This is a genomic window from Marinobacter daepoensis DSM 16072, from assembly GCF_000421165.1.
Lineage (GTDB): Bacteria > Pseudomonadota > Gammaproteobacteria > Pseudomonadales > Oleiphilaceae > Marinobacter > Marinobacter daepoensis.
In genome coordinates this window covers 804,051-825,324 of the sequence record NZ_ATWI01000008.1, presented here as the reverse complement: position 1 = coordinate 825,324, position 21,274 = coordinate 804,051, and the positions used below count along the sequence as shown (strand labels likewise).

Below are 21,274 nucleotides of genomic sequence, written 5' to 3'. Positions count from 1 at the left end.
ACTCTGGAGTAAATGAACACTATGAGCCTTCCTACCACACGTTTCAAAGCGTCCAGAGGTATTCGCTGGCTATTGATCTGCCTGCTCTATCTGACGAGTCAGGCTGTTTGCGCCGACACCTTTGATTTTAATATCCAGGCACAGCCACTGCCCTCCGCCCTCGGCCTCTTTGGCAAACAATCCGGCTACCAGATATCCGCCGAAGCGAGCCTTCTTGAAGGCCTTATGGCTAAACCAGTTATTGGAGTCATGCCGGCCTCTCAGGCGATCAACCGCCTTCTCGATGGTACCAATCTGCGCTGGTATCTCGCCGCAGGCAATACGGTTGTTATCCAAGCCTCTTCGCAGTCCAAACAAGAACCTGCTCTCTTGTCACCCATTCTGGTTAGCGCTCAAGATATTCCCTCTGAAACTGATGAAGCATTTTCATCCCCAAGCTCTGCAAGTTATATATCCCAAAGAAAAATCGAACGTTTCCGCGGCACTTCCGTCGGGGACATTTTTCAGAGTGAGACCGGTGTTCTTGTGGGCGAAAACCGCAATAGCGGTGGTCTGGACATCAACATACGCGGCATGCAGGGGCAAGGCCGGGTACCGGTACTGGTTGACGGAAGCCGACAGGAAACCACCGTTTACCGGGGCTATGCCGGAGTATCAAGCCGCACTTATATCGACCCGGACCTGATCGGTGGCATTGACATCCAAAAAGGGCCGACACTGAACGCCTCCGCCACCGGTGCAACCGGTGGCTTGGTCAGCATGCGCACACTCACGGCTGAGGATCTGTTAAAGCCCGGGCAGGATTGGAGTATTCGTCTGCGAGCCGGGGCCAGCGGCAACAACAGCGGCAGCCCAGCTGCGCCGGGCACTTGGTCTGGCCTCAACCCGGGCGGGCTCGCCGGTGGCGGAGTTGACGGCGCCTACCGGGTCGACTGTGTCACCGCCAGCCTGTGTGAAGGACCCTACGATCTTGCCAATGCTCTGGGCACCGACGATACGCTAAACCGGCCCGGCACCTTCAACCTCAAAGGCTGGTCTGGCAGCGTGGCACTGGCCAAACGATTCGAATTTGTCGACCTGGTTGCCGCTCACGCGCAACGGCGGCAGGGCAACTACTATGCCGGTAAACATGGCCCCACACCGTCACTGAACTTATCCGACCGGGTCGACCGGGGATTCTGGACGGAAGTACGGCCGAAACTTGAGGGTGCCAGCCGCTTTCGGGCCGAAGAACTGATCGCCAACTCCAACTTCGAGAACAAATCAACGCTGCTGAAAAGCCTGTTCTACCTGCCCGACGATCACTCGATCGAGCTGGGTTATCAGCATTACACCAGCACTTACGGTGAGCTCATGCCGTCCCAGCTCACCCGGCTGGGGCAGGTGCGGCAGACCGAGGGCAGTGAAGTGGAGGTCGACACCTACACCTCCCGCTACCAGTGGGAGCCGTTTGGTTCCCCCTATGTCGACCTCGGCGCAAACCTTTGGCATACCGACACCGCAAGCATCAACCGCAACTATTCCGAAGAGCTGAGTTTTGGCAGCGATCAGCAGGAGGACTATGAGCGCTGGGGAGCCGATGTCTCGAACACCATGGAGTTTGCCATTGGTGAATTCCTGCAACTGGAATACGGCCTGGCCTGGCAACAGGAAAAGGTGCGCACCAGCCCGCTGGACCTCGGCGTCGTCGACAATGCCGGCCGCAGCGGAGAACGCAAGGAAGCCAGCGCCTTTATCAACTCATCCTGGTCGCCATGGCGCTGGCTGACTCTGAACGGCGGCATTCGCTACAGCCGTTTCGATGCCGAAGACAACCAGCCGTTTCAGGTGGGCGACGACAGCGCCTATTGCACTGACGCCAATAACGACGGCGCTTGCGATCCCGTCAAGCATGAAAACAACCACTCCGGATCTGCGCCCGTAGCCAGCGTGCAACTGGAACCCTGGCGGGGTATTCAGTTCTATTTTCGCTACGCCGAGGCACTGAGGATGCCCAGTCTGTTTGAAAGCACTTCCGGATTCTCGTCGGAACCGGCCCTGGACGTAACTCTCAAGCCAGAGCATGCAAAAAACCGCGAAGTCGGCCTGAACATACTGCAAGACAACCTGTTCTCCTCAAGCGACGAGTTTCGCCTGAAACTCTCCTACTTTCAGAACCGGACTGAAGACTACCTGACCCGCACGACCCCCAACGTCTGGGAGGAAGGCGCCGGCCAACGATTCTTCGTCACCCGTAATATCGATAGCGTGGAATTCCATGGCGCGGAACTCAACCTGCAATACGATGCCGGTATCTGGTACACGGAGCTGGGGGGAACCCGCTACAACCACATTGAGGTCTGTCACTTCGGCAGCTACCGTCGGGAACGCTGCAACAACTATGGCATTGCCGACAGCTACATCAACAACATGATCCCACCCAACTGGCACGCCAGTGCCACGCTAGGCACACGTTTGTTCAGCAGAACCCTGGACCTTGGCCTGCGTGGCACCTGGATGGGCGAGCGCAACGAAGCCCCCGAATACGACGACGCCACCAAAAGCGGTTTTCTGCAGCCGGTGCCCTGGCACAGCTACGAAATACTGGATTTGTACGTCAGCTACCAACCCAACGACACGGTAACCGTGGATTTCAATATCGACAATCTCACCGACCGCTATTACCTGGATGCGCTCAGCCTCGGCCTGGTGCCGGCACCCGGCCGGACCGTGCGGATAGGAACAACACTCAGTTTTTAGCGATCACCGTGAGAAAAAACCTTCGCTCACTCGTTTTTAATCACAACAAATGCAAATGAGTCAAATTATCATTTGATGAAGATTTACTGATAGCTCAACACCTGAAAAGAAACCATCAACAGGAACGATCACTCATGAATCTCCCTTACGCAAAACTGACCCTGGCCAGTAGTATTCTGCTGCTCACCGCCTGCGGTGGCGGCGGTGGCGACAGCGGCCCCGCCCTGCCAACCGCCAACGCCAGCCTCAGCCCCAACCAACTGGATGTCGGTGGCGCGGTGAATCTGGATGGCGCAGACAGCACCTCACCCAATGGTGCCGTGCGCAGCTGGGTGTGGTCCATTGCAGAAGCTCCGGAACACAGCGCCAGCAAGCCCGCGGCTGACGAGCGGATCACCACGTTTGTACCCGATATGCCCGGCAGCTACAGCATCTGCCTGACGGTGACCGACGACAAAGCCACCAGCAACCCGGATTGTCAGCCGCTGACAGTGACCAACCCCAATCCCACCGCCGTGGCTACCCCCGAAATCGGCGCCATTCCCGGCCAGACGCTGCAACTGGATGGCACCGGCAGCCTGCCGCCCACCGACGGCAATCCGAGCCTGCTGCAATACGCCTGGGAACTGGTGTCCGCGCCGGAAGGCAGCAATGCCAGCATCGACAACCCCAGCTTGGCCAGCCCCCGCTTCACCCCGGACCTTGAGGGCATCTACAAATTCCGTCTGACCGTGAGCTATCTCGACAAAATCAGCCCGACCATCGACGTGCGGGTCATCGCCTCCGAGGTTAACGCCATTCCGGAAGCGAAGATTAAGGTACGCGGCGGCGATCCTGACAACTGGGTACTGGGGCAGACCATCACGCTGGATGGTGGCGACAGTGTCGATGCCGACGGTGACGACCTGCAATACCGCTGGCTGGTGGGCAGAAACCGTCACCCCGACGCCCCGCAAGGCTCTACCGCAACACTGGAAAACACCCATCAGGCAGTGACCAGCCTGACGCCGCAGCAGTTTGGTGACTACACCTTTGAGCTGATGGTGTACGACGGCACCTCAATTAACCTGGTGACCACCACCGTCAAGGTCAACACCTTGCCGGACGGCCACGTCAATACGCCGCCCACGGCCGTCCTGCCGCCAAGCTGGGGGGAAACCTACGAGGTAGAGCTGGGCAGCGACTTGCACCCGGCGGGTAATTACAGCTACGACGCCGAAGCCAAGTACTCCAACGAGCTCGGATTCGAATGGAAACTGCTCTCCCACCCGGAAGGTTTCACGCCGAGTGACGAGGACACCATACCGGGCAACGAACGCTACGTAAAAATCACTCTCACCGAACTGGGCGACTACACAATTCAGCTACGGGCATTCGATGGAGAACTCTGGAGTGCTCCGGTAACCGCTACCTATACCGCCATGACCGGCGCCAACCGGCCACCCCGGGCCATTGCGAAACTGGCGGGCGCGGGTGCAGCGGTGGGCGTGAACCAAAGAGTGACACTGGATAGCAGCGGCAGCACAGACCCGGATGACAACCGGCTGAACTACCAATGGCGACTGGTGGACCGCCCGGACGGCAGCAGCGCAACCCTCAACGACGCCAACAGCGTCAATGCCTGGTTTACCACCGACGTACCCGGGCCTTATTCCGCCGAACTGACGGTGACCGACAGCCACGGTGCGGAAGCCTCCCGCCGGGAGCGGGTGCATGTACTGGCCAAAAGCTCCAACAACGCCCCGGTGGCCCGGCCCGGGTTTAGCCCGGCCTTCAGCGCTGAGCAGCCTTTCGTGATCTATCCGCAAGCGCCGGAGGTGTATGATGGTGAACACCTGCAAGCATCATCCCTGAACGCCTCGTTCTACCTCACCAGTGACGCCTACGACCCGGACGGCGACACACTAACGTACTTGTGGTCGCTGACCGGTTACCCCGCTGGCCATGAGATGGCACTACCCATTCGTCGTTTCTACGATGCCTCTCTGGGCATGTGCCTGAACGGCTATAACGTTGATCCCCAGGGCGACTACCCGACCCGGGACATGCTCTATCAGGCGGCGCTCGGGTTTACCGAATGGACTTGCCAAGACATCAGCCTGTCCCCTCTCACTGCGGGTAACTACACCCTGCAGTTGCTGATTTCTGACGGCATCGACATCAGCCAGCCCTTTCGCTTTACGGTGCCAACCGTGCATCGGGCCAACTACCCAACGCTGCTGCTGGAGGATCTGCATGCCAGCACCGCCAACCATTATGATCAGGCAAAGGGCAAAAGCGAATACGGTTATCGCCAGCAGGTGTTCCCGTTCAACGATAAAAAGGATTTTCAACGTCAATACCACGATACCATTTTCAAACCAAACACCGACTACGTGCACAAGCGCTATCGCCTGACGGCCTTTGATCAGGATTACACCATCACCGGAGTTGCCACCGAGTCCCAGGATCAGGGTGGCTATCTGGCCAGGTTCGACGGTCTGACCAATGGTCAGGTGATTCGAAAAGGCGAAAGCATTACCGTCGACCTGATCCTGAGCACACAGGACGAGATCCCGGTAAGGCCAGCAGACAGCTGGCATGGCAATGAAATGGGCGAAGGCGTGTCCTGGAGTTTCTCCATCGCCGAAAAACCCGGCTGGAACTTCAAAGCGACCCCAAGAATCGCAGGATACCGAAGCCCGCAATAAATCAACCAAACGAACCGTCTGGAAATGCGCGCTGCGTGTTTCCAGACGCGGCCATCTGGATCCCGCCACACACTATTCAGTTTTTTAAAAGCCTAACCGGGTCTTTTCTAAGCCGCCTGCGTGGCGGCGACAATGGCACGGAGCTCAATAACATTCTGCCGAAAATGAGCCCGCTGAATCCGCAATACCTCACCAAGAAACAAAGCGTTTTCGGAAAAGTTTCGGCGTTCGTAGAGACGTTCAAAGGGGTGGGCGGGCAGATCTAGAGCTCACCAACGCCCCTGCAACGTAGCCACGATCCGGCGTCCACTGGCCCGGTTCCGGTGCTCACAAAGGTAAATGCCCTGCCAGGTACCCAACGCGAGGTGACCACGCGTCACCGGAATATTCAGCGAGGAGCCGATCATCACACTTTTGATGTGGGACGTGGTGTCATCCGGCCCTTCCAGAGTATGTTCATAGTAGTCGGCGTACTCCGGTACCATCACATTGAAGTGACGTTCGAGATCGCCGCGCACGTCAGGATCGGCGTTTTCGTTGATGGCAAGCGACGCCGAGGTGTGCTGAATGAACAGGTTCAGCAACCCGACCTCGCAATTGGCCAAGTCTGGGGCCTGGGCCAGAATTTCGTTAGTGACAAGATTGAAGCCACGCGGTAACGGCGGCAGCTCGATGAAAGTCTGATGCCAGATCATATCGGCTCCAACGCCCGGTTATTTCTGAAGTTCATCCCAGGGGTGCACTGGCACAACGGCCTCTTCCGCAACCTCACTCTCAAACGAACTGCGGAAGTAATCCATCGCTTTTTCCGCTTCCCCCAACTCATCGAACCGTGCCACGTGATAGATCGCCTCACCCTCATTGACCAGAGGCAGATTGTTCACACAGATCACAATACCGGAACAGGGTGAAGTAATGGCCTCTTCGGTTTCGCCAAAGGGATCGGCTACCATGGCCAGCTTCTGGCCTTTACGCACCCGCTGGCCAAGATGCGCCACCGGGCGCATGATGCCATCCATATCGGCCCGAACCCATACCGAATTTGCAGCGGTTTCGGAGCGTTTACGTGGCGCCTTGGGGCCTTTTTTCGCGGGCATCATCTCCAGCTCACGCATGACCCGCATGACGCCTTTTACACCGCTGGCAATTACCACCTCATCAAAGCGCAGAGCTTCACCACCCTCAAAGGTGATTACCGGTATGTCGAGGGAATCGGCGTAGGCTCGCAGACTGCCTTCCCGCAGGCCCGCGTTGATAATGATGGGAGCACCAAACGCCTCGGCCATGCGGGCCGTTTCCGGGTTTTTCAACTCCGCCCGTATCTGCGGGAGATTGAAGCGGTGAATCGCTCCGGTGTGCAGGTCGATGATGTGGCTCACGTTTTCCATGATCTGAGTGCGCAGCAGGTAGGCTATGCGGCCGCCCAGCGAACCAGTTTCCGAGCCTGGAAAACAGCGGTTCAGGTCGCGCCGGTCCGGCAGGTACCGAGTGCGCTGCACAAAACCGAAAATATTAACGATGGGCACGGCCACCAGGGTCCCGCGAAGGTGTCGCAGGGCCGAGTTTTTCAACACCCGCCGGATGATTTCCACGCCGTTGATTTCATCGCCATGAATGGCACCACACACCATCAGCACTGGCCCATCCCGGCGGCCGTGTACCACTTCCACAGGAATGTGCAACGGGGTGTGGGTATAAAGCTTGGCCACCGGCACTTCAACGGTTTCACGGGTACCGGGTTGTACCTGCACACCGGCAATCTCAAACGGAGCTCTCGCCATACGCGGTTATCCCCGGCCCCTGGTCTGTGTTCTTGAGGGCTTGTAGTTCTTTTCCGTCCAGTTGATGATCATGCCCGCCACGTTTTTGCCGGTGGCGTTCTCGATCCCTTCCAGCCCTGGGGACGAGTTCACTTCCATGACCAAAGGACCACGGCTGGAGCGCAACAAATCGACCCCGGCCACGTTCAGCCCCATAGCTTTGGCAGCGGTAATGGCGGTTTTACGCTCTTCCGGTGTAATCCGCACCAGCGACGCGGTGCCACCCCGGTGCAGGTTAGAGCGAAATTCCCCTTCGGCCCCCTGACGCTTCATGGCCGCAATCACCTTGTCGCCGATGACGAAACAGCGGATGTCCGCACCGCCCGCTTCCTTGATGAATTCCTGCACCAGAATGTCGGCTTTCAGCCCCATAAAGGCCTCAATCACACTCTCCGCCGCCTTGCGGGTTTCCGCCAGCACCACACCGATGCCCTGAGTGCCTTGCAGCAGTTTGATGACCACCGGTGCGCCACCCACCATTTTCAGCAGCTCTGGCACGTTATCGGGTTTGTTGGCAAAACCTGTCACCGGCATCCCCACGCCTTTCCGGGCCAACAACTGCAGGGAGCGCAGCTTGTCCCGCGAACGGGTGATGGCGACCGATTCATTCAACGGGAACACCCCCATCATCTCAAACTGCCTCAGCACCGCCGTGCCATAAAAGGTGACCGATGCCCCGATCCGCGGAATTACCACATCAAAATCTTCCAGCACTTCCTCGTGATAATGGATTTTCGGATCAGCAGAGGTGATGTTCATGGAACAGTGCAGACAGTCGATGACCTTCACTTCATGGCCACGGTTCAGCCCCTCTTCCACCAGTCTCCGGGTCGAGTACAGGTGACGGTTTCGCGACAATACCGCAATTTTCATAATCAGTTCCTTGGTGCCGGCTCACCGGCAAGATAAGAAGCTTCAGGGTATACCACGGTGCGCCCAGCCATAGCGGTGCGCCCCAGCAACATCCGGAATCGCATCGAATCCCGGTTGGTCAGTGTCATTTCAATCGGCCAGCGGTGATCCCCCAGCACGATGCTGGTTTCTACCACCAGTCGCAGCTCCTTGTGTCCGCCGGAATCAGATACCGTGCGCTCGTCCAGAACCCGGGCATCACACTCCACCACGTGATGCAGATCGTTCTGCACCGGATGCACCCAGAATTTCACCCGGCGTTCACCATTCTCTGTGTACGGTTCCGTCCGGAAGGTATGCAGACAGGAGGTCCGCGCGCCGGTATCAACTTTCGCCTTGATACGCGGAATCCCCAGATCAGGCAGCGCCACCCATTCCCGCCACCCCAGGCAGACTTTATGGTCAGCATTATCAGGGGCAACGGTTTGGGTAACTTCAGGTTTTTCGGTCGACATCCGGTGGTTCCTTTTCTTGCGTTTGTTCCGAGCCCACAAGCTGTATCCGGAAAGGCTCAGAATGACTGCCGGCATAGACACTGGTGTGCGGGAAGGGTATTTCGATACCGGCTTCATCCAGCGCCTTCTTGATGGCGACCATCATGCCGCCCCGACCTTCCAGGAAGTCATCACGAGCCACCCAGAAGGAAAACTGCAGGTCCACAGACGACGGGCCAAAACCGGTCACCAGCACAAAAGGCTTTGGCTCTTCCAGACAATGAGGGTTGGCATCGGCCAATCCCAGCAAAAGATCCCTTATTCGCTCCACATCTTCAGCGTATGCGATACCAATGACAAGATCGATTCGGCGGATCGGAAACCGGGACCGGTTTACGACACGGGTCTTGATCAGGGTTTCATTCGGAATACGGACATACAGATTGTCTGGCGTTCTCAATTTCACGCTCAGCAAGTCAATGGCAACCACTTCCCCGATCGTGGCGTCTGCCTCAATGACATCCCCGATCTCGAACGGCCGCTCCATAACCAGAAACAGGCCGCTGATAATGTTGGATGCCGACGTCTGAGAGGCGAAACCAACGGCCACCGTCAGAATCCCTGCCGCCCCGAGTACTACATCCAGAGAGAACCCGGCTTCCCGTAATGCCGCAACGGCGAACAGCAGGAAGACAAGGTAAAACACCAGGCGTCGAATCAGCACCTGATGGTGTCGGGAAACACGTTTCTCGGCCAACCGGCCAACACTTCGGGCCAACATGGTCCCCAGGAAGATCCCCAGCACCAGTAAAAAACCCGCTGCCAGCCATTGTCCCCAGGCAATCCCATTGATCAATTGTATGAAGGTGGTCTCAATCGCCTCAATCAACGCAGTCGCTCCTTGCCCGGTTAACCAAACATGCGGTCAAACGCCCTGACCAACCGACGACCCTTTGCCATCGTCTGTCGGGCGGGCGACACCAGATGGCACAGGCCGGCACTCTCCGGCACTGATCGCTCCATATGCAGGCTGGCAGAATTCATATCAGTCTCACACTCTACCGTCACACCCGGCGTCCAGAGCTGGCCACGCTCATTCTGATACAGCGATAACAGCGGAGTCGGCAGGCTGAACCGGTCCAGCAACAGAGCCTGCTCACCCCGATTAATGATGGTGACCGGGGTGACCGCTCTCCAGGGCCGTTTGGGCACCGCTTCCAGCGCCAGTCGACCATAGGTGGACGAGGCATAGCACAACTCTCCCTCCATGGTATTCCGGCCCAGCCAGGTCATGGATGGCGTCGCCAACGGAATCTCCGTCAGCTCGGTTTTACCTTTTCCTACACAGATTTTCATCCAGAGCGCAGTACCGACATAAAGAAGACAGCGGCCGCCCGCCGGTATCGTCAGTGGCTGAAAAGGACGAATAACCGTTGGCAGGCTCGCCATGGCCGGATAAAACTGAACCACACCGTTGTCGGCGGCCCGGATAAAACGTTGTACCGGTATCTCGGCCGACGGCAGTGTGTGCCCCAGCGTTGCCTGCCACTCGAGAGGATCGGCCCCGTTACCGGTAACCACCAGCCGCTCCTCCCGGATCTGCCACTCCTGATCCAGCAAGGTAATCCATAGCCGGACATGGCCAATCTGGTGTTGTTGGGTCTGGCCGGATGTCAGATGATAGGGGTGCGTCCAGACACCTTCTCGCGGACTTTCAGGTTGCTCGGTCATGCCTGCAGAACGACTCCTTTTGGTCAGCAGAATTCAGCGGCTGCAAGCGTTAACTATAATCCAATCCGGTAGTCTCAGCGAATATACAAACCTATGATTTTTTTGGCTGTATTTACCCCTACGTGCACTCAGATACAAGCAGGATGCCACTATGACTCAACTGGTATGGTTCCGTAACGACCTTCGTCTGGCAGACAACCCGGCCCTGACGGCGGCCTGCCAGGCCGGGAGCCCTGTGCGAGCCTGCTTCGTAGTTACACCGCAACAGTGGCAAGACCACGACTGGTCAGCAGCCCGGGTTCGGTTTGTTCTTGAGAACGCCAACGCAGTGGCCAGAGAACTGGCCAGGCTCGGTATTTCCCTGACATTTCTGTCGGCCCATCGCTTCGAGGATGGCATCGGGGCGCTCGTACAGTTCTGCCAGCAACACAACGTCTCAGAACTTCACTTCAACGAAGAGTACGGCCTCAACGAACGCCGCAGAGACAAAGCCCTGCGACAGACGTTGGCGGACCTTGGTATTTCCGTAAACAAATACCGTGACCAGACCGTTGCCCCTGTGGGCACGGTTCTGACCCAGCAGAACGAACCCTACTCCGTATTTACGCCGTTCTCACGTCGCTGGCGCAGCTGGATCGAAGAAGCCGGGCCCACCCTGCACCCAAGGCCAACGGCCGTGGCCAGTGCCGTTGAACCCGAGCAAACAGACACCCTGCCAGCCCCCTTTGCCAGCGCGCCGGAGCCACTGGTCTCGACCGGAGAGGCCGCGGCGCATAATCAACTCGATACCTTTCTGGCCCAGCAGGTCACCGACTACAAAAACAACAGAGACTTCCCTGCCCTGGATGGCACCAGCCTGCTGTCTCCTTATCTGGCCAGCGGCGTTCTGTCCGGCCGCCAGTGTCTGATCGCTGCGCGGCACAGCGGGATCAGTGGCGACGGGCTGAATACCTGGGTGAACGAGATCGCCTGGCGGGATTTTTACATTCATATTCTTTATCACTACCCCCGGGTAAGCATGCACCGCGCCTTCAAGCCGGAGACCGAAGCGCTGAAATGGAACTCGCCGGGCGAAAACTACAAGGCCTGGAAGGAAGGGCAGACCGGGATACCGATAGTGGATGCGGCCATGCGGCAACTCCGCACAACAGGCTGGATGCACAACCGGCTGAGAATGATCACCGCCATGTTCCTGACCAAGAATCTGTTTATCGACTGGCGACTGGGCGAGGCCTGGTTCATGCAGAACCTGGTGGATGGTTTTCTGGCGTCGAACAACGGGGGCTGGCAATGGAGCGCCTCAACTGGCACTGATGCGGCGCCCTATTTCAGGGTGTTCAATCCGGTGACCCAGAGTGAACGGTTTGATCCGAAAGGTGAATTCATTCGCCAATGGGTACCGGAATTGGCAACGCTGGATAATAAGCGGATTCACGACCCGTCAGCGGGGGCCGTTATTCCAAAAGGCTATCCTCGCCCAATCGTCGATTTGAAAGAGAGTCGAAAAGAGGCTATTGCCAGGTTTCAGGCCTTGAAAGACTAAAACCGGCCTCGATGGGGCGGGGTGAGCTCACTCCGCACACACCGGACATTCCGGGTCTTTGACGAGCTTCATTTCCCGCCACTCCATCTGCCAGGCGTCGAGGATGAGCAGGCGCCCAACCAGACTCCGGCCCACTCCGGAGAGCAATTTGATCACCTCCATCGCCTGAACAGAGCCGATCATGCCCACCAGTGGGCCAATCACACCCGCTTCGGAGCAGGTCAGGTCTTCGTTACCCTGCTCAGGGTACAAACAATGGTAACAAGGGCTATCCTGCTGCCCCGGATCATAAACCGACAACTGGCCTTCACCACGAATGGCAGCGCCAGAGACCAATGGTACCCGGGTAGCCACGGAAGCCCGGTTCAGAGCGAAGCGTGTATTGAAGTTGTCGGTGCAGTCCACCACCAGGGAAGATTCTGCAACCAGTTGCTGAAGATCATCCCCGTCTACCCGACGATTGACCGCACGCACCGAAATCCCCGGATTGATGGCGCGGACACGCTCTGAGAGCTTTTCCGCCTTGGAGGCGCCCAGCCAGAGGTGCTCGAACGCAATCTGGCGCTGCAGATTCGCCAGCTCAATCTGGTCGTCATCCACCAGCACCAGATGCCCGACACCGGCTGCACCCAGGTATAGCGCCACCGGGCATCCGAGCCCCCCTGCACCGACAACCAGTACCCGTGCAGCCTTGAGCTTCTCCTGGCCGGCAATATCAAAACGCGGCATCAGGATCTGACGGCTGTATCGGAGCAGTTCTTCATCACTCAGCATGCACTGGCCTCTCTGGCTCATGGCTTAGTGCTGTCCGGGCAAGTGTCATCCGGTCGTTCCCACCATAGTCTTTCAGGCTGTCTATACTGTGCCATCCGGCCTCAGCAAACAAATTCCTCACCGCTTCTGCCTGATCGTAACCGTGCTCCAGCAGCATCCAGCCTCCGGGACTGAGCCGGCTTCCCCCTTCCGTCACCAGCAGGCGAATGTCATCCAACCCGTCGTCACCGGCTACCAACGCAGAAGCCGGCTCAAACCTAACATCACCCTCCCGAAGATGATGATCACTGGCGGGTACATAGGGAGGGTTGGAGACCAGCAAGTCAAAGCTGCCCTCTGGAATCTCATCAAACCAGTGACTCTGTATCACGGTAATGGGCAACTGCAGGCGCTGGCTGTTCTCTCGAGCCAGAGCCACCGCTTCGGGGATTCGGTCACTGGCCAGGATTCGCCAGCCCGGTTTTTCACTGGCCAGCGCCAGCGCAATAGCGCCCGTCCCGGTCCCCAGATCCAGAACCCTGGCACGTTCGGGCAACGGCAGTGACAGCACAGCTTCAACCAGACACTCGGTATCTGGCCGGGGAATAAGCGTGGAAGGACTGACTCTCAGCGGCAACGACCAGAATTCCTGCTCACCCAACAGGTACGCAACGGGCAGACCCCGCGCACGCTCACTCACCAACGCCTGAAACGCCTGCGCCTGTTCTGGCGGCACTTCCCGTTCCGGCCATGCCCGGAATGTTGTCCGGCTCAGGCCCGTCACATGGCTGAGCAGCAGCTCTGCATCCAAACGTGGGGAATCGCCCCCAATGTGCTCTCCGGCATCGTGCAACAGAGCGTCACAGGTCAGCGAAGGGGTGCTATTGCTCATTTGCCATGGCTGCCAGAAGCTCTGCCTGATGTTCCTGCTGCAGCGGTATGACAACGGCATCCAGGTCTCCGGCGATGACTTCATCCAGCTTGTACAGGGTGAGATTGATGCGGTGATCGGTTACCCGGCCCTGAGGAAAATTGTAGGTACGGATGCGTTCGGAACGGTCGCCGCTACCCACCAGGCTCTTACGGGTCTCCGCCATACTCTGCTGCTGCTTTTCCAGCTCTGCATTCTGCAGGCGCGATGCCAGAAGACTCATGGCTTTGGCGCGGTTTTTATGCTGGGAACGCTCTTCCTGGCACTCCACCACAATCCCGGTCGGCAGATGGGTAATACGAATGGCCGAGTCCGTCTTGTTAACGTGCTGACCACCCGCGCCGGATGACCGGAAGGTATCAACCCGCAAGTCGGCCTTATTGATGTCTATGGCTTCGGCCTCATCGGCTTCAGGCATCACCGCCACCGTACAGGCCGATGTATGGATACGCCCCTGGGACTCCGTTTCGGGTACCCGCTGAACCCGATGGGCACCGGATTCAAACTTCAGCGTGCCATACACACCGTCGCCGGACAGTCGGGCGATAACTTCCTTGAAACCACCATGCTCACCCTCGTTTTCACTGAGGACTTCCACTTGCCACCGGCGCTTCTCCGCGTAACGGGAATACATACGGAAAAGATCACCGGCAAAAATCGCCGCCTCATCCCCGCCAGTGCCGGCCCGGACTTCCAGAAAAACGTTCTTGGTATCGTTGGGGTCTTTGGGCAACATCAGGCGCTGAAGCTCTTCGTCCAGCGCTTCACTGCTTGCCCGGGCACTGGCCAGTTCTTCTTCCGCCATTTCCCGCATATCGGCATCGCCATCTTTGGCCAGCTCAATAGCCGCTTCGATATCCGCCAGAGACTGCTGCCAGGCCTGAAAACACTTGACCACCGGTTCAATTTCAGCGAATTCCCGGGACAGATCCCGGAACTTGTCCTGATTGGAAATGACGGAGGCATCACTCAGCAACGCGTTCACCTCCTCGAACCTTTCTACAAGCTGTTCAAGGCGGGACTGAATGGATGGTTTCATAGTTTTTCCGTGGTGGTGGGCTCGTCAGCTTCCAGTGCATCCAGCTGGTAAAGCTCCCTCAGACATTCGGTGACTTCCGCACGGCCCTCGGCCATCGCCTTTCGCACCTGAACAGAGGGCTGGTGAAGAAGTTTGTTGGTCAGACCCCGTGCCAGCGCACGCAGGGCTGTCTCCGGATCGGTGCCGTTACGCAGGGCCCTCAGGGCTTTTTCTGTTTCCGCATCCCGCAGCAACTCTGCTCGCTGACGGAACTGTTTCAGCGTGGAGACCGCATCAAGAGCACGCAACTGATCAAGAAAATCCTGAACCCCACTGGCAATCAGGTTCTCTGCTTCTCTGGCAGCACCTTCACGGGAACGGACGTTTTCTTCGATGACCTGACGCAGGTCGTCCACGGTATACAGGTATACGTCCGCCAGAGATGCCACTTCCGGCTCGATATCGCGAGGTACAGCAATATCAACCATGAAATAGGGACGGTGTTTGCGCTTCTTCAGAGCCCGCTCAACCGCACCCTTGCCCAGAATGGGCAAAGGGCTGGCCGTGGAGGAAATCACGATATCCACATCTGAGAGGTGGTCCGGAATCTCCGACAACAGAATGCCTTTCCCTCCGTGCGCCTCCGCCAGCGCCTGGGCCCTCTCCAGCGTCCGGTTGGCCACCAGGAAATTCCGCACCCCAGCTTCTGCCAGATGACGGGCCACCAGTTCAATGGTTTTTCCTGCACCGATCAGCAGCGCCTGGTTGCGGGACATATCCGCGAAGATATGATGCGCCATGCTGACTGAGGCATAGGCTACCGAGACCGGGTTTTCGCCAATCGCAGTCTGGGTGCGGACACGCTTGGCAACTGAGAAGGTGTGCTCAAACAGGCGGGACAGGAAGGAACCGGTCGCACGGTGCTCCCGTGCCAGGGCATAGGCATCCTTTAGCTGACCAAGGATCTGCGGCTCACCCAGCACCATGGAGTCCAGGCCTGCAGCCACCCGCATCATATGACGGACCGCGTCCGAGTCCCGATGAACGTAGAGCACGTTCTCCAGGTCTGCCACATCCAGCTCATGGAAGCCGGCCAGCCATCTCAACACTGACGGCGCACAGTCGTCGTCGCCGGCCAGATAGAGCTCCGTCCGGTTGCAGGTCGACAGGATGGCTGCCTCGCTGGCGCCAGACGCAGCTCGAAGCTCAGAAAAGGCCTCGGCCATGCGCTCCGGCGTAAATGCCACACGCTCGCGGATCTCCACGGGTGCGGTTCGATGGTTGATTCCCAGCGTTACAAGTGCCATTTGGAGTACAGAAAACCCTGCCCTGATCATGGATAACCACCTGCCATTCTACCGGGGCAACCGCTTGGTCGCCACCCGAAAACCTGTCGTCTTCGGCAAGTGCGGACAGGTTGGGCAAGTTCAAATGCTTGTGCCATTATAGGGCCTTGGCCGTGGCCGCAACCCGATCTACCTCAATTACCGGGCAAAAAGCGGTGTTCACTGACCTATCGCAAAAGCTCACAGGAAGTTGCATGCAAAGATCCGCACCGTATCTGGTTACCTGCCTGCTGGGGGTATCCCTCATCACACTGCCGGGCTGCGCCGCCTTCTCCGGCACCCCCGAACCCGCTGCGGAGCAGAGTAACAAGGAGCTCCCGGCAGAACCCGCCCCGGCCGACCAGATACGTTATGCCGACTTTGAACCTGAAGTGCTCTACCAGCTTCTGTCAGCGGAAGTCGCCGGCCAGCGGGGCCGCTACGACGTAACACTGGTTAACTACCTGCAGGCCGCCAGGAATTCCCGGGATACCGGGGTTATTGAACGAGCCATGCGGATCGCTCAGTCTTTAAACGCAGACAATGCCCAGCAACAACTGGCAACCCTGTGGCTGGACGTAGACCCGGATAACCTGGAAGCACACCGGGTGTCGGCCATCCAGGCAGTCAAGCGCCAGAACCTGGAAACCGCGCTGTACCACATGGAACAGATCATGGACCAGGGCGAAGACGCCGACTTTGACAGCCTGGCCGCCATGGCCGCCAACCTGCCCCCGGCCCAGCAACAGGAACTCCTGACCCTGTACATCCAGCTGGCCCGGAAACACCCGGAGAATCCCGAGCTTCAGTACAGCATCGCCTTGCTTCAGAAAATTACCGGAACGCCGGACAAGGCCTTACTCCAGATCGACAAACTGCTGGAGAGCGAACCGGACTTTCAACCCGCCATCATTCTCAAGGGCGACCTGCTCTACCAGACTGGCGAGGCGCGGGCAGCCCTCAACTACCTGACCACCAACACCCGCCGTTTTCCGGCCAATCGCCAGATGGGGACACTCTACGGCCGGATGCTGATCAACGAAGGGGAACTTCAGGCAGCCCAGGATGAATTTGAGCGCCTGGTCGAGCGCTACCCGGACACACCGGGACTCCGCCTTTCTCACGCACTGGTTGCCCTTGAGAACGAACACCCGGAGCTGGCTCAAAGCGAGCTGATCCGCCTCATTGAACAAGGCCATCACCAGGACGAAGCCAGTTACTACCTTGGCCGGATCGAAGAAGACGCCGGCAACCTGAACCAGGCCATCGAGTATTACCAAAGCGTAGAAAGGGGAAACTACTTCTTCCCGGCCCTGGCCAGAGCCAGCGAACTCCAGGCCAGAACCGGAGAGCTGGATCAGGCGCTGACGCACATCCAAACCCTTCGCGAACGGGTTCCGGACCATGCCGACAAATTCAGGCTCCTCGAAGTCAACCTCCTGATTGATCAGGGGCGGAATACACAAGCCCTAGAGGCTGCCGACGAAGCACTTGAGCACATTCCCGACAATGTTGAGCTTCGATATGCCCGAGCCATGCTGCTCGACAGCATGAACAATACAGAGAAGGCTGAACAGGATCTGAGAACCATCCTTGAAAGCCAGCCGGAGAACGCCGTGACCCTGAACGCGCTCGGCTACATCCTGACCGTACGGACCGAACGTTTTGACGAAGCCCGAGGCTACATCGAGCAAGCCCTGGCACTCGACCCCGGCAACCCCGCCATCCTCGACAGCATGGGCTGGGTTTTGTTCCGCCTGGGTGAAACCCGCAAGGCGCTGGATTTCCTTGAAAAGGCCTGGGAAGCCTATCCAGACCCGGAAGTGGCGGCTCATTATGGTGAAGCGCTCTGGATAACCGGCGACAAAGAACAGGCGCGCACAATCTGGGAAGAGGGGCTCGACCAGAGCCCGGACCACGAGATACTCAGAGAGACCATCGAACGACTCACCAGCGGCGAGGGCGCCAGATGATTCGCCAGGCAACATTCGCCACCCTGCTGACTACCGCCCTGGCAGGCTGTACCACCATTCAGCTGGAACCACTCCCGGACGGCATGACCAACCAGCCGCCCGCAGACTGGGCGCAGCGTAGCCAAAGCCTCAGCCGGTTCAACCAGTGGCAACTGAGCGGCAAGCTCGCGGTGAAACAGCCTTCCGACAGCGGCACCGCCGTCATCAACCAGTGGCGACAACAAGGTGAACGTTACGACCTGTCACTGTCATCGTCCTTCCTCGGCATGGGCACCACGAGGCTCAAGGGTGTACCCGGCTTTATCGAACTGACACTGGCCAATGGAGACACCTATCGGTCGTCAGAGCCGGAATCTCTGGTGGCGGCGGCCACTGGCTGGAACCTTCCGATTGACAACCTCACCTGGTGGATTCGGGGCCTGCCCGCCCCCGACGGCGACTTTCGACTGCTGTTCGACGAAACGAACCACCTGGCTATCCTGAAGCAAAACGGCTGGGAAATCCGTTACGACCGCTGGCAGGGGTTCGTCGACGACCTCCCCCCCCTTCCCGCCCGGATTACCGCCCTGAAGGACGACAAACGGGTACGGGTGGTCATCAGCAACTGGCTGAGGGAGGATTAGGGCTGTGCGCAACAGGATCACCCTACCCTCGCCCGCCAAACTCAACCTGTTCCTGCACATCAATGGCCGCAGGCCTGACGGCTACCACGAGCTGCAAACGCTTTTTCAGTTTCTGGATTACGGCGACGACCTCACGTTTGAGCTGACCCCGGGCACCGCCGGTGTCCGGCTGGCAGCCCCGGTACCCGGCGTGCCAGACAATGCAAACCTGATCGTCAGGGCCGCACAAGCGCTCTCAGAGCACGCAGACCACCCCTTGCCCGGCATCCTCATCGGAATCAACAAGCGCCTGCCAATGGGAGGAGGTCTGGGCGGCGGCAGCTCCAATGCCGCCACCACACTGATGGCACTGAACCACCTCTGGCAACTGAACCTTAACGAAGACACGCTGGCCGGAATTGGCCTGACACTAGGGGCCGACGTCCCCGTTTTTGTGCGTGGGAACGCCGCTTTCGGGGAAGGCGTCGGAGAAATTTTAACGCCTGCAAACCCGCCTGAGGACTGGTTTGTCGTGCTGAAACCGGAATGCAACATCAACACCGGAAAGATTTTTTCAGCAGAAGGGTTGACAAGGGGCACACCAAAAATCAAAATACGCCCCGCTTTTGAGGGAGACGCCTCGAGGTACCGAAACGACTGTGAGGATGTAGTTCGCAAACTGTATCCTGAGGTTAACCAGAGCCTGGAGTGGCTTTCACAATTCGGACCTGCAAGATTAACCGGAACCGGGGCTTGCATTTTTGGACGTTTCCCTACAGAATCCGCAGCCCGGATTATCTGGGAAAGCAAACCCTCCGGCATCACGGGGTTCGTAGCTAAAGGGGTGAACCAATCACCTCTACACCAAAAGCTAGCAGAGCTAAAATGATGCCAAAAAAGCACGATGATACTGGGGTGTCGCCAAGTGGTAAGGCAACGGGTTTTGATCCCGTCATGCGCAGGTTCGAATCCTGCCACCCCAGCCACCTTTCTCCCGCTTCTTCTGACTCAAACGCCGATACTGAGAAGGATACTGTCGTGTCCAAATTGATGATCTTCGCTGGCAACGCTAATCCCGAACTCGCTCGCGATATTGCCAGAAAACTCCATATTCCCATGGGCCAGGCGACGGTTGGCCGTTTCAGCGATGGCGAAACCACCGTTGAGATCAATGAAAATGTACGTGGCCACGACGTTTTCATCATCCAGCCCACCTGCTACCCCACCAACGACAACCTGATGGAACTGATCGTGATGGCCGACGCCCTGCGTCGTGCTTCTGCCACACGCATCACTGCCGTGATCCCTTACTACGGGTACGCCCGCCAGGATCGCCGCGTTCGCTCCACCCGTGTTGCCATCAGCGCAAAAGTCGTTGCCGACATGATTTCCAGCATCGGCGTTGACCGGGTATTGACGGTCGACCTGCACGCAGACCAGATTCAGGGCTTCTTCGATATCCCGGTGGATAACATCTACGCCACCCCGGTACTGCTCGAAGACATCGAAAAACAGCGCTTTGAAAACTTTGTCGTGGTCTCTCCGGACGTCGGCGGCGTTGTTCGGGCCCGTGCCGTAGCCAAGCGCCTGGATGATGCCGATCTCGCCATCATCGACAAGCGCCGCCCCAAGGCGAATGTCTCCCAGGTGATGCACATCATCGGTGATGTGCGCGACAAGACCTGCATCCTGGTAGACGACATCGTCGATACTGCAGGCACGCTGTGCAAAGCCGCCAATGCGCTCAAAGAACACGGCGCGTCCCGCGTGGTTGCCTACATCACGCACCCAGTACTTTCCGGCCCGGCTATCGAGAACATCAACAACTCGGAACTGGACGAACTGGTAGTGTGTGACACCATCCCGCTGGGTGACAAAGCCAAAAACTGTGATAGAATCCGCCCCCTCAGCATGGCTGGACTGCTCGCCGAATCCATTCGCCGCGTGAGCAACGAAGAGTCCATCAGCGCCATGTTCGAGAATGTCTGACCAGCGTTATCGCGGCAAAGCACAGACTTAAAAGCAGTTTTCGGGTCGGGAGTCCAACAGGACTCCCGACTCTTTTAGTCGACCGGAAAAAGCCGGTCTTTTTAAAGCACTCATCTGTTCAGAGCCTGGTCGCGGGCCGCTCAGATGACTAACGAGGTAATGACCATGTCTCAGGATTTTGTTATCGAAGCATTTCCTCGTGACGATCAGGGGAAAGGTGCGAGCCGCCGCCTGCGTCGCGAAGAGCGTAAAATTCCAGCCATCATCTACGGTGGCGGCAAAGACGCAACACCGGTTGCCATCTGGCACAACGAGCTGAAAAAGGCGATCGAAAACGAAGCCTTCTTCTCTCACATCCTGACGATTGATATTCAGGGCAAGAAAGAAAGCGTCATCCTTAAGGATCTGCAGCGTCACCCGTACAAGCCAGTTCTGTCCCACGCTGACTTCCTGCGCGTCGACAAGGACCACGAAATCCTCGTTCACGTTCCGGTTCACCTGGTGAATGAAGAAACTGCACCGGCCATCAAGACCTTCGGCGGCGTTGCTTTCCGCCTGATGACCGAGGTTGAAGTTGCCTGTCTGCCACAGAACCTGCCGGAATTCATCGAAGTCGACCTGACTGACGTCGAGATGGATCAGGTGGTTCACCTGAGCGACCTGAAACTGCCGGAAGGTGTTCGCATCCCAGCGCTTCAGCATGGCGAAGACCACAACTCTCCGGTTGTTTCCATGCAGAAGCCTAAAGGCGCCAAGGCGGACAACGCCGAGGAAGCTGAAGGCGAGGAAGGCGGCGAGGAGTAATTACTCCGGG

19 protein-coding genes and 1 tRNA gene are annotated in these 21,274 nt (G+C 58.0%); 9 read left to right on the top strand and 11 right to left on the bottom strand.

The features are described 5' to 3' along the window. Window positions 1–69: 69 nt before the first annotated feature. Window positions 70–336: a hypothetical protein gene (locus tag K325_RS18720; RefSeq protein WP_211218130.1), complete on the bottom strand. Its 267-nt coding sequence runs from the start codon at window positions 334–336 to the stop codon at window positions 70–72. Between K325_RS18720 and K325_RS0104430 the strand changes: the two genes are divergently transcribed. Both K325_RS0104430 and K325_RS0104425 read left to right on the top strand, forming a co-directional pair. Further along, window positions 226–2,739, top strand: coding sequence for a TonB-dependent receptor (locus tag K325_RS0104430; protein ID WP_338047441.1), 2,514 nt, complete (start codon window positions 226–228; stop codon window positions 2,737–2,739). The two genes, K325_RS18720 and K325_RS0104430, sit on opposite strands and share 111 nt — an antisense overlap. A gap of 134 nt (window positions 2,740–2,873) precedes the next feature. After that, window positions 2,874–5,429, top strand: coding sequence for a PKD domain-containing protein (locus K325_RS0104425; RefSeq protein WP_029653053.1), 2,556 nt, complete (start codon window positions 2,874–2,876; stop codon window positions 5,427–5,429). Window positions 5,430–5,698: 269 nt separating this feature from the next. Here K325_RS0104425 and K325_RS0104415 read toward each other — a convergent pair whose 3' ends face one another. The 6 genes from K325_RS0104415 to K325_RS0104390 are packed head-to-tail and all read right to left on the bottom strand — an operon-like array spanning window position 5,699 to window position 10,326. Further along, entirely contained in the window at window positions 5,699–6,124 is a 426-nt protein-coding gene (locus tag K325_RS0104415; protein WP_029653050.1) for a secondary thiamine-phosphate synthase enzyme YjbQ, read from the bottom strand. Between the two features lie 18 nt (window positions 6,125–6,142). Further along, complete coding sequence (locus K325_RS0104410; RefSeq protein ID WP_029653049.1) at window positions 6,143–7,210, bottom strand: succinylglutamate desuccinylase/aspartoacylase family protein; 1,068 nt, start codon at window positions 7,208–7,210, stop codon at window positions 6,143–6,145. A gap of 6 nt (window positions 7,211–7,216) precedes the next feature. Beyond that, window positions 7,217–8,122 (bottom strand): 30S ribosomal protein S6--L-glutamate ligase, encoded by a 906-nt coding sequence (gene rimK / locus K325_RS0104405; protein ID WP_029653048.1) that lies wholly within the window; start codon window positions 8,120–8,122, stop codon window positions 7,217–7,219. A 2-nt stretch (window positions 8,123–8,124) separates the two neighbouring features. Then, entirely contained in the window at window positions 8,125–8,616 is a 492-nt protein-coding gene (locus K325_RS0104400) for an ATP-dependent zinc protease family protein (RefSeq protein ID WP_029653046.1), read from the bottom strand. Then, window positions 8,597–9,484: a mechanosensitive ion channel family protein gene (locus tag K325_RS0104395; protein WP_029653045.1), complete on the bottom strand. Its 888-nt coding sequence runs from the start codon at window positions 9,482–9,484 to the stop codon at window positions 8,597–8,599. The genes K325_RS0104400 and K325_RS0104395 overlap by 20 nt, the downstream gene beginning before the upstream one ends. A gap of 20 nt (window positions 9,485–9,504) precedes the next feature. Beyond that, a complete protein-coding gene (locus K325_RS0104390; protein ID WP_029653044.1) occupies window positions 9,505–10,326 on the bottom strand; it encodes a hypothetical protein in 822 nt (273 codons plus the stop codon). Window positions 10,327–10,477: 151 nt separating this feature from the next. Here K325_RS0104390 and phrB point away from each other — a divergent pair, with 151 nt between their 5' ends. Beyond that, complete coding sequence (gene phrB, locus K325_RS0104385; RefSeq protein WP_029653043.1) at window positions 10,478–11,869, top strand: deoxyribodipyrimidine photo-lyase; 1,392 nt, start codon at window positions 10,478–10,480, stop codon at window positions 11,867–11,869. A 27-nt stretch (window positions 11,870–11,896) separates the two neighbouring features. Here the strand turns inward: phrB and K325_RS0104380 are convergent, their stop codons facing one another. Genes K325_RS0104380 through hemA form a run of 4 tightly spaced genes read right to left on the bottom strand, consistent with a single transcriptional unit; the run spans window position 11,897 to window position 15,878 of the window. Then, a complete protein-coding gene (locus K325_RS0104380) occupies window positions 11,897–12,643 on the bottom strand; it encodes a HesA/MoeB/ThiF family protein (RefSeq protein ID WP_029653042.1) in 747 nt (248 codons plus the stop codon). Continuing rightward, window positions 12,633–13,514 carry a peptide chain release factor N(5)-glutamine methyltransferase gene (prmC, locus tag K325_RS0104375; protein WP_051146552.1) on the bottom strand — a complete coding sequence of 294 codons (882 nt, stop codon included), beginning with the start codon at window positions 13,512–13,514 and terminating at the stop codon, window positions 12,633–12,635. The genes K325_RS0104380 and prmC overlap by 11 nt, the downstream gene beginning before the upstream one ends. Then, on the bottom strand, window positions 13,504–14,592 hold the full coding sequence (gene prfA / locus K325_RS0104370) for a peptide chain release factor 1 (protein WP_029653040.1): 1,089 nt from the start codon (window positions 14,590–14,592) through the stop codon (window positions 13,504–13,506). The genes prmC and prfA overlap by 11 nt, the downstream gene beginning before the upstream one ends. Beyond that, window positions 14,589–15,878 carry a glutamyl-tRNA reductase gene (gene hemA / locus K325_RS0104365; RefSeq protein ID WP_029653039.1) on the bottom strand — a complete coding sequence of 430 codons (1,290 nt, stop codon included), beginning with the start codon at window positions 15,876–15,878 and terminating at the stop codon, window positions 14,589–14,591. Before hemA ends, prfA begins: the two co-directional genes overlap by 4 nt. A gap of 233 nt (window positions 15,879–16,111) precedes the next feature. On the opposite strand from hemA, the gene K325_RS0104360 reads away from it, so the two are divergent. From K325_RS0104360 to K325_RS0104335, 6 genes are all read left to right on the top strand, one after another. Continuing rightward, complete coding sequence (locus K325_RS0104360) at window positions 16,112–17,869, top strand: tetratricopeptide repeat protein (protein WP_029653038.1); 1,758 nt, start codon at window positions 16,112–16,114, stop codon at window positions 17,867–17,869. Next, window positions 17,866–18,492, top strand: coding sequence for a lipoprotein insertase outer membrane protein LolB (lolB, locus tag K325_RS0104355; RefSeq protein ID WP_029653037.1), 627 nt, complete (start codon window positions 17,866–17,868; stop codon window positions 18,490–18,492). The genes K325_RS0104360 and lolB overlap by 4 nt, the downstream gene beginning before the upstream one ends. Before the next feature lie 4 nt (window positions 18,493–18,496). Continuing rightward, window positions 18,497–19,360 carry a 4-(cytidine 5'-diphospho)-2-C-methyl-D-erythritol kinase gene (gene ispE / locus K325_RS0104350; RefSeq protein ID WP_029653036.1) on the top strand — a complete coding sequence of 288 codons (864 nt, stop codon included), beginning with the start codon at window positions 18,497–18,499 and terminating at the stop codon, window positions 19,358–19,360. A 22-nt stretch (window positions 19,361–19,382) separates the two neighbouring features. After that, window positions 19,383–19,457, top strand: a tRNA-Gln gene (locus K325_RS0104345). Window positions 19,458–19,509: 52 nt separating this feature from the next. After that, entirely contained in the window at window positions 19,510–20,460 is a 951-nt protein-coding gene (locus K325_RS0104340; protein ID WP_011785828.1) for a ribose-phosphate diphosphokinase, read from the top strand. Between the two features lie 165 nt (window positions 20,461–20,625). Next, window positions 20,626–21,264 (top strand): 50S ribosomal protein L25/general stress protein Ctc, encoded by a 639-nt coding sequence (locus K325_RS0104335; protein WP_029653035.1) that lies wholly within the window; start codon window positions 20,626–20,628, stop codon window positions 21,262–21,264. The last annotated feature ends 10 nt before the right edge of the window (window positions 21,265–21,274 follow it).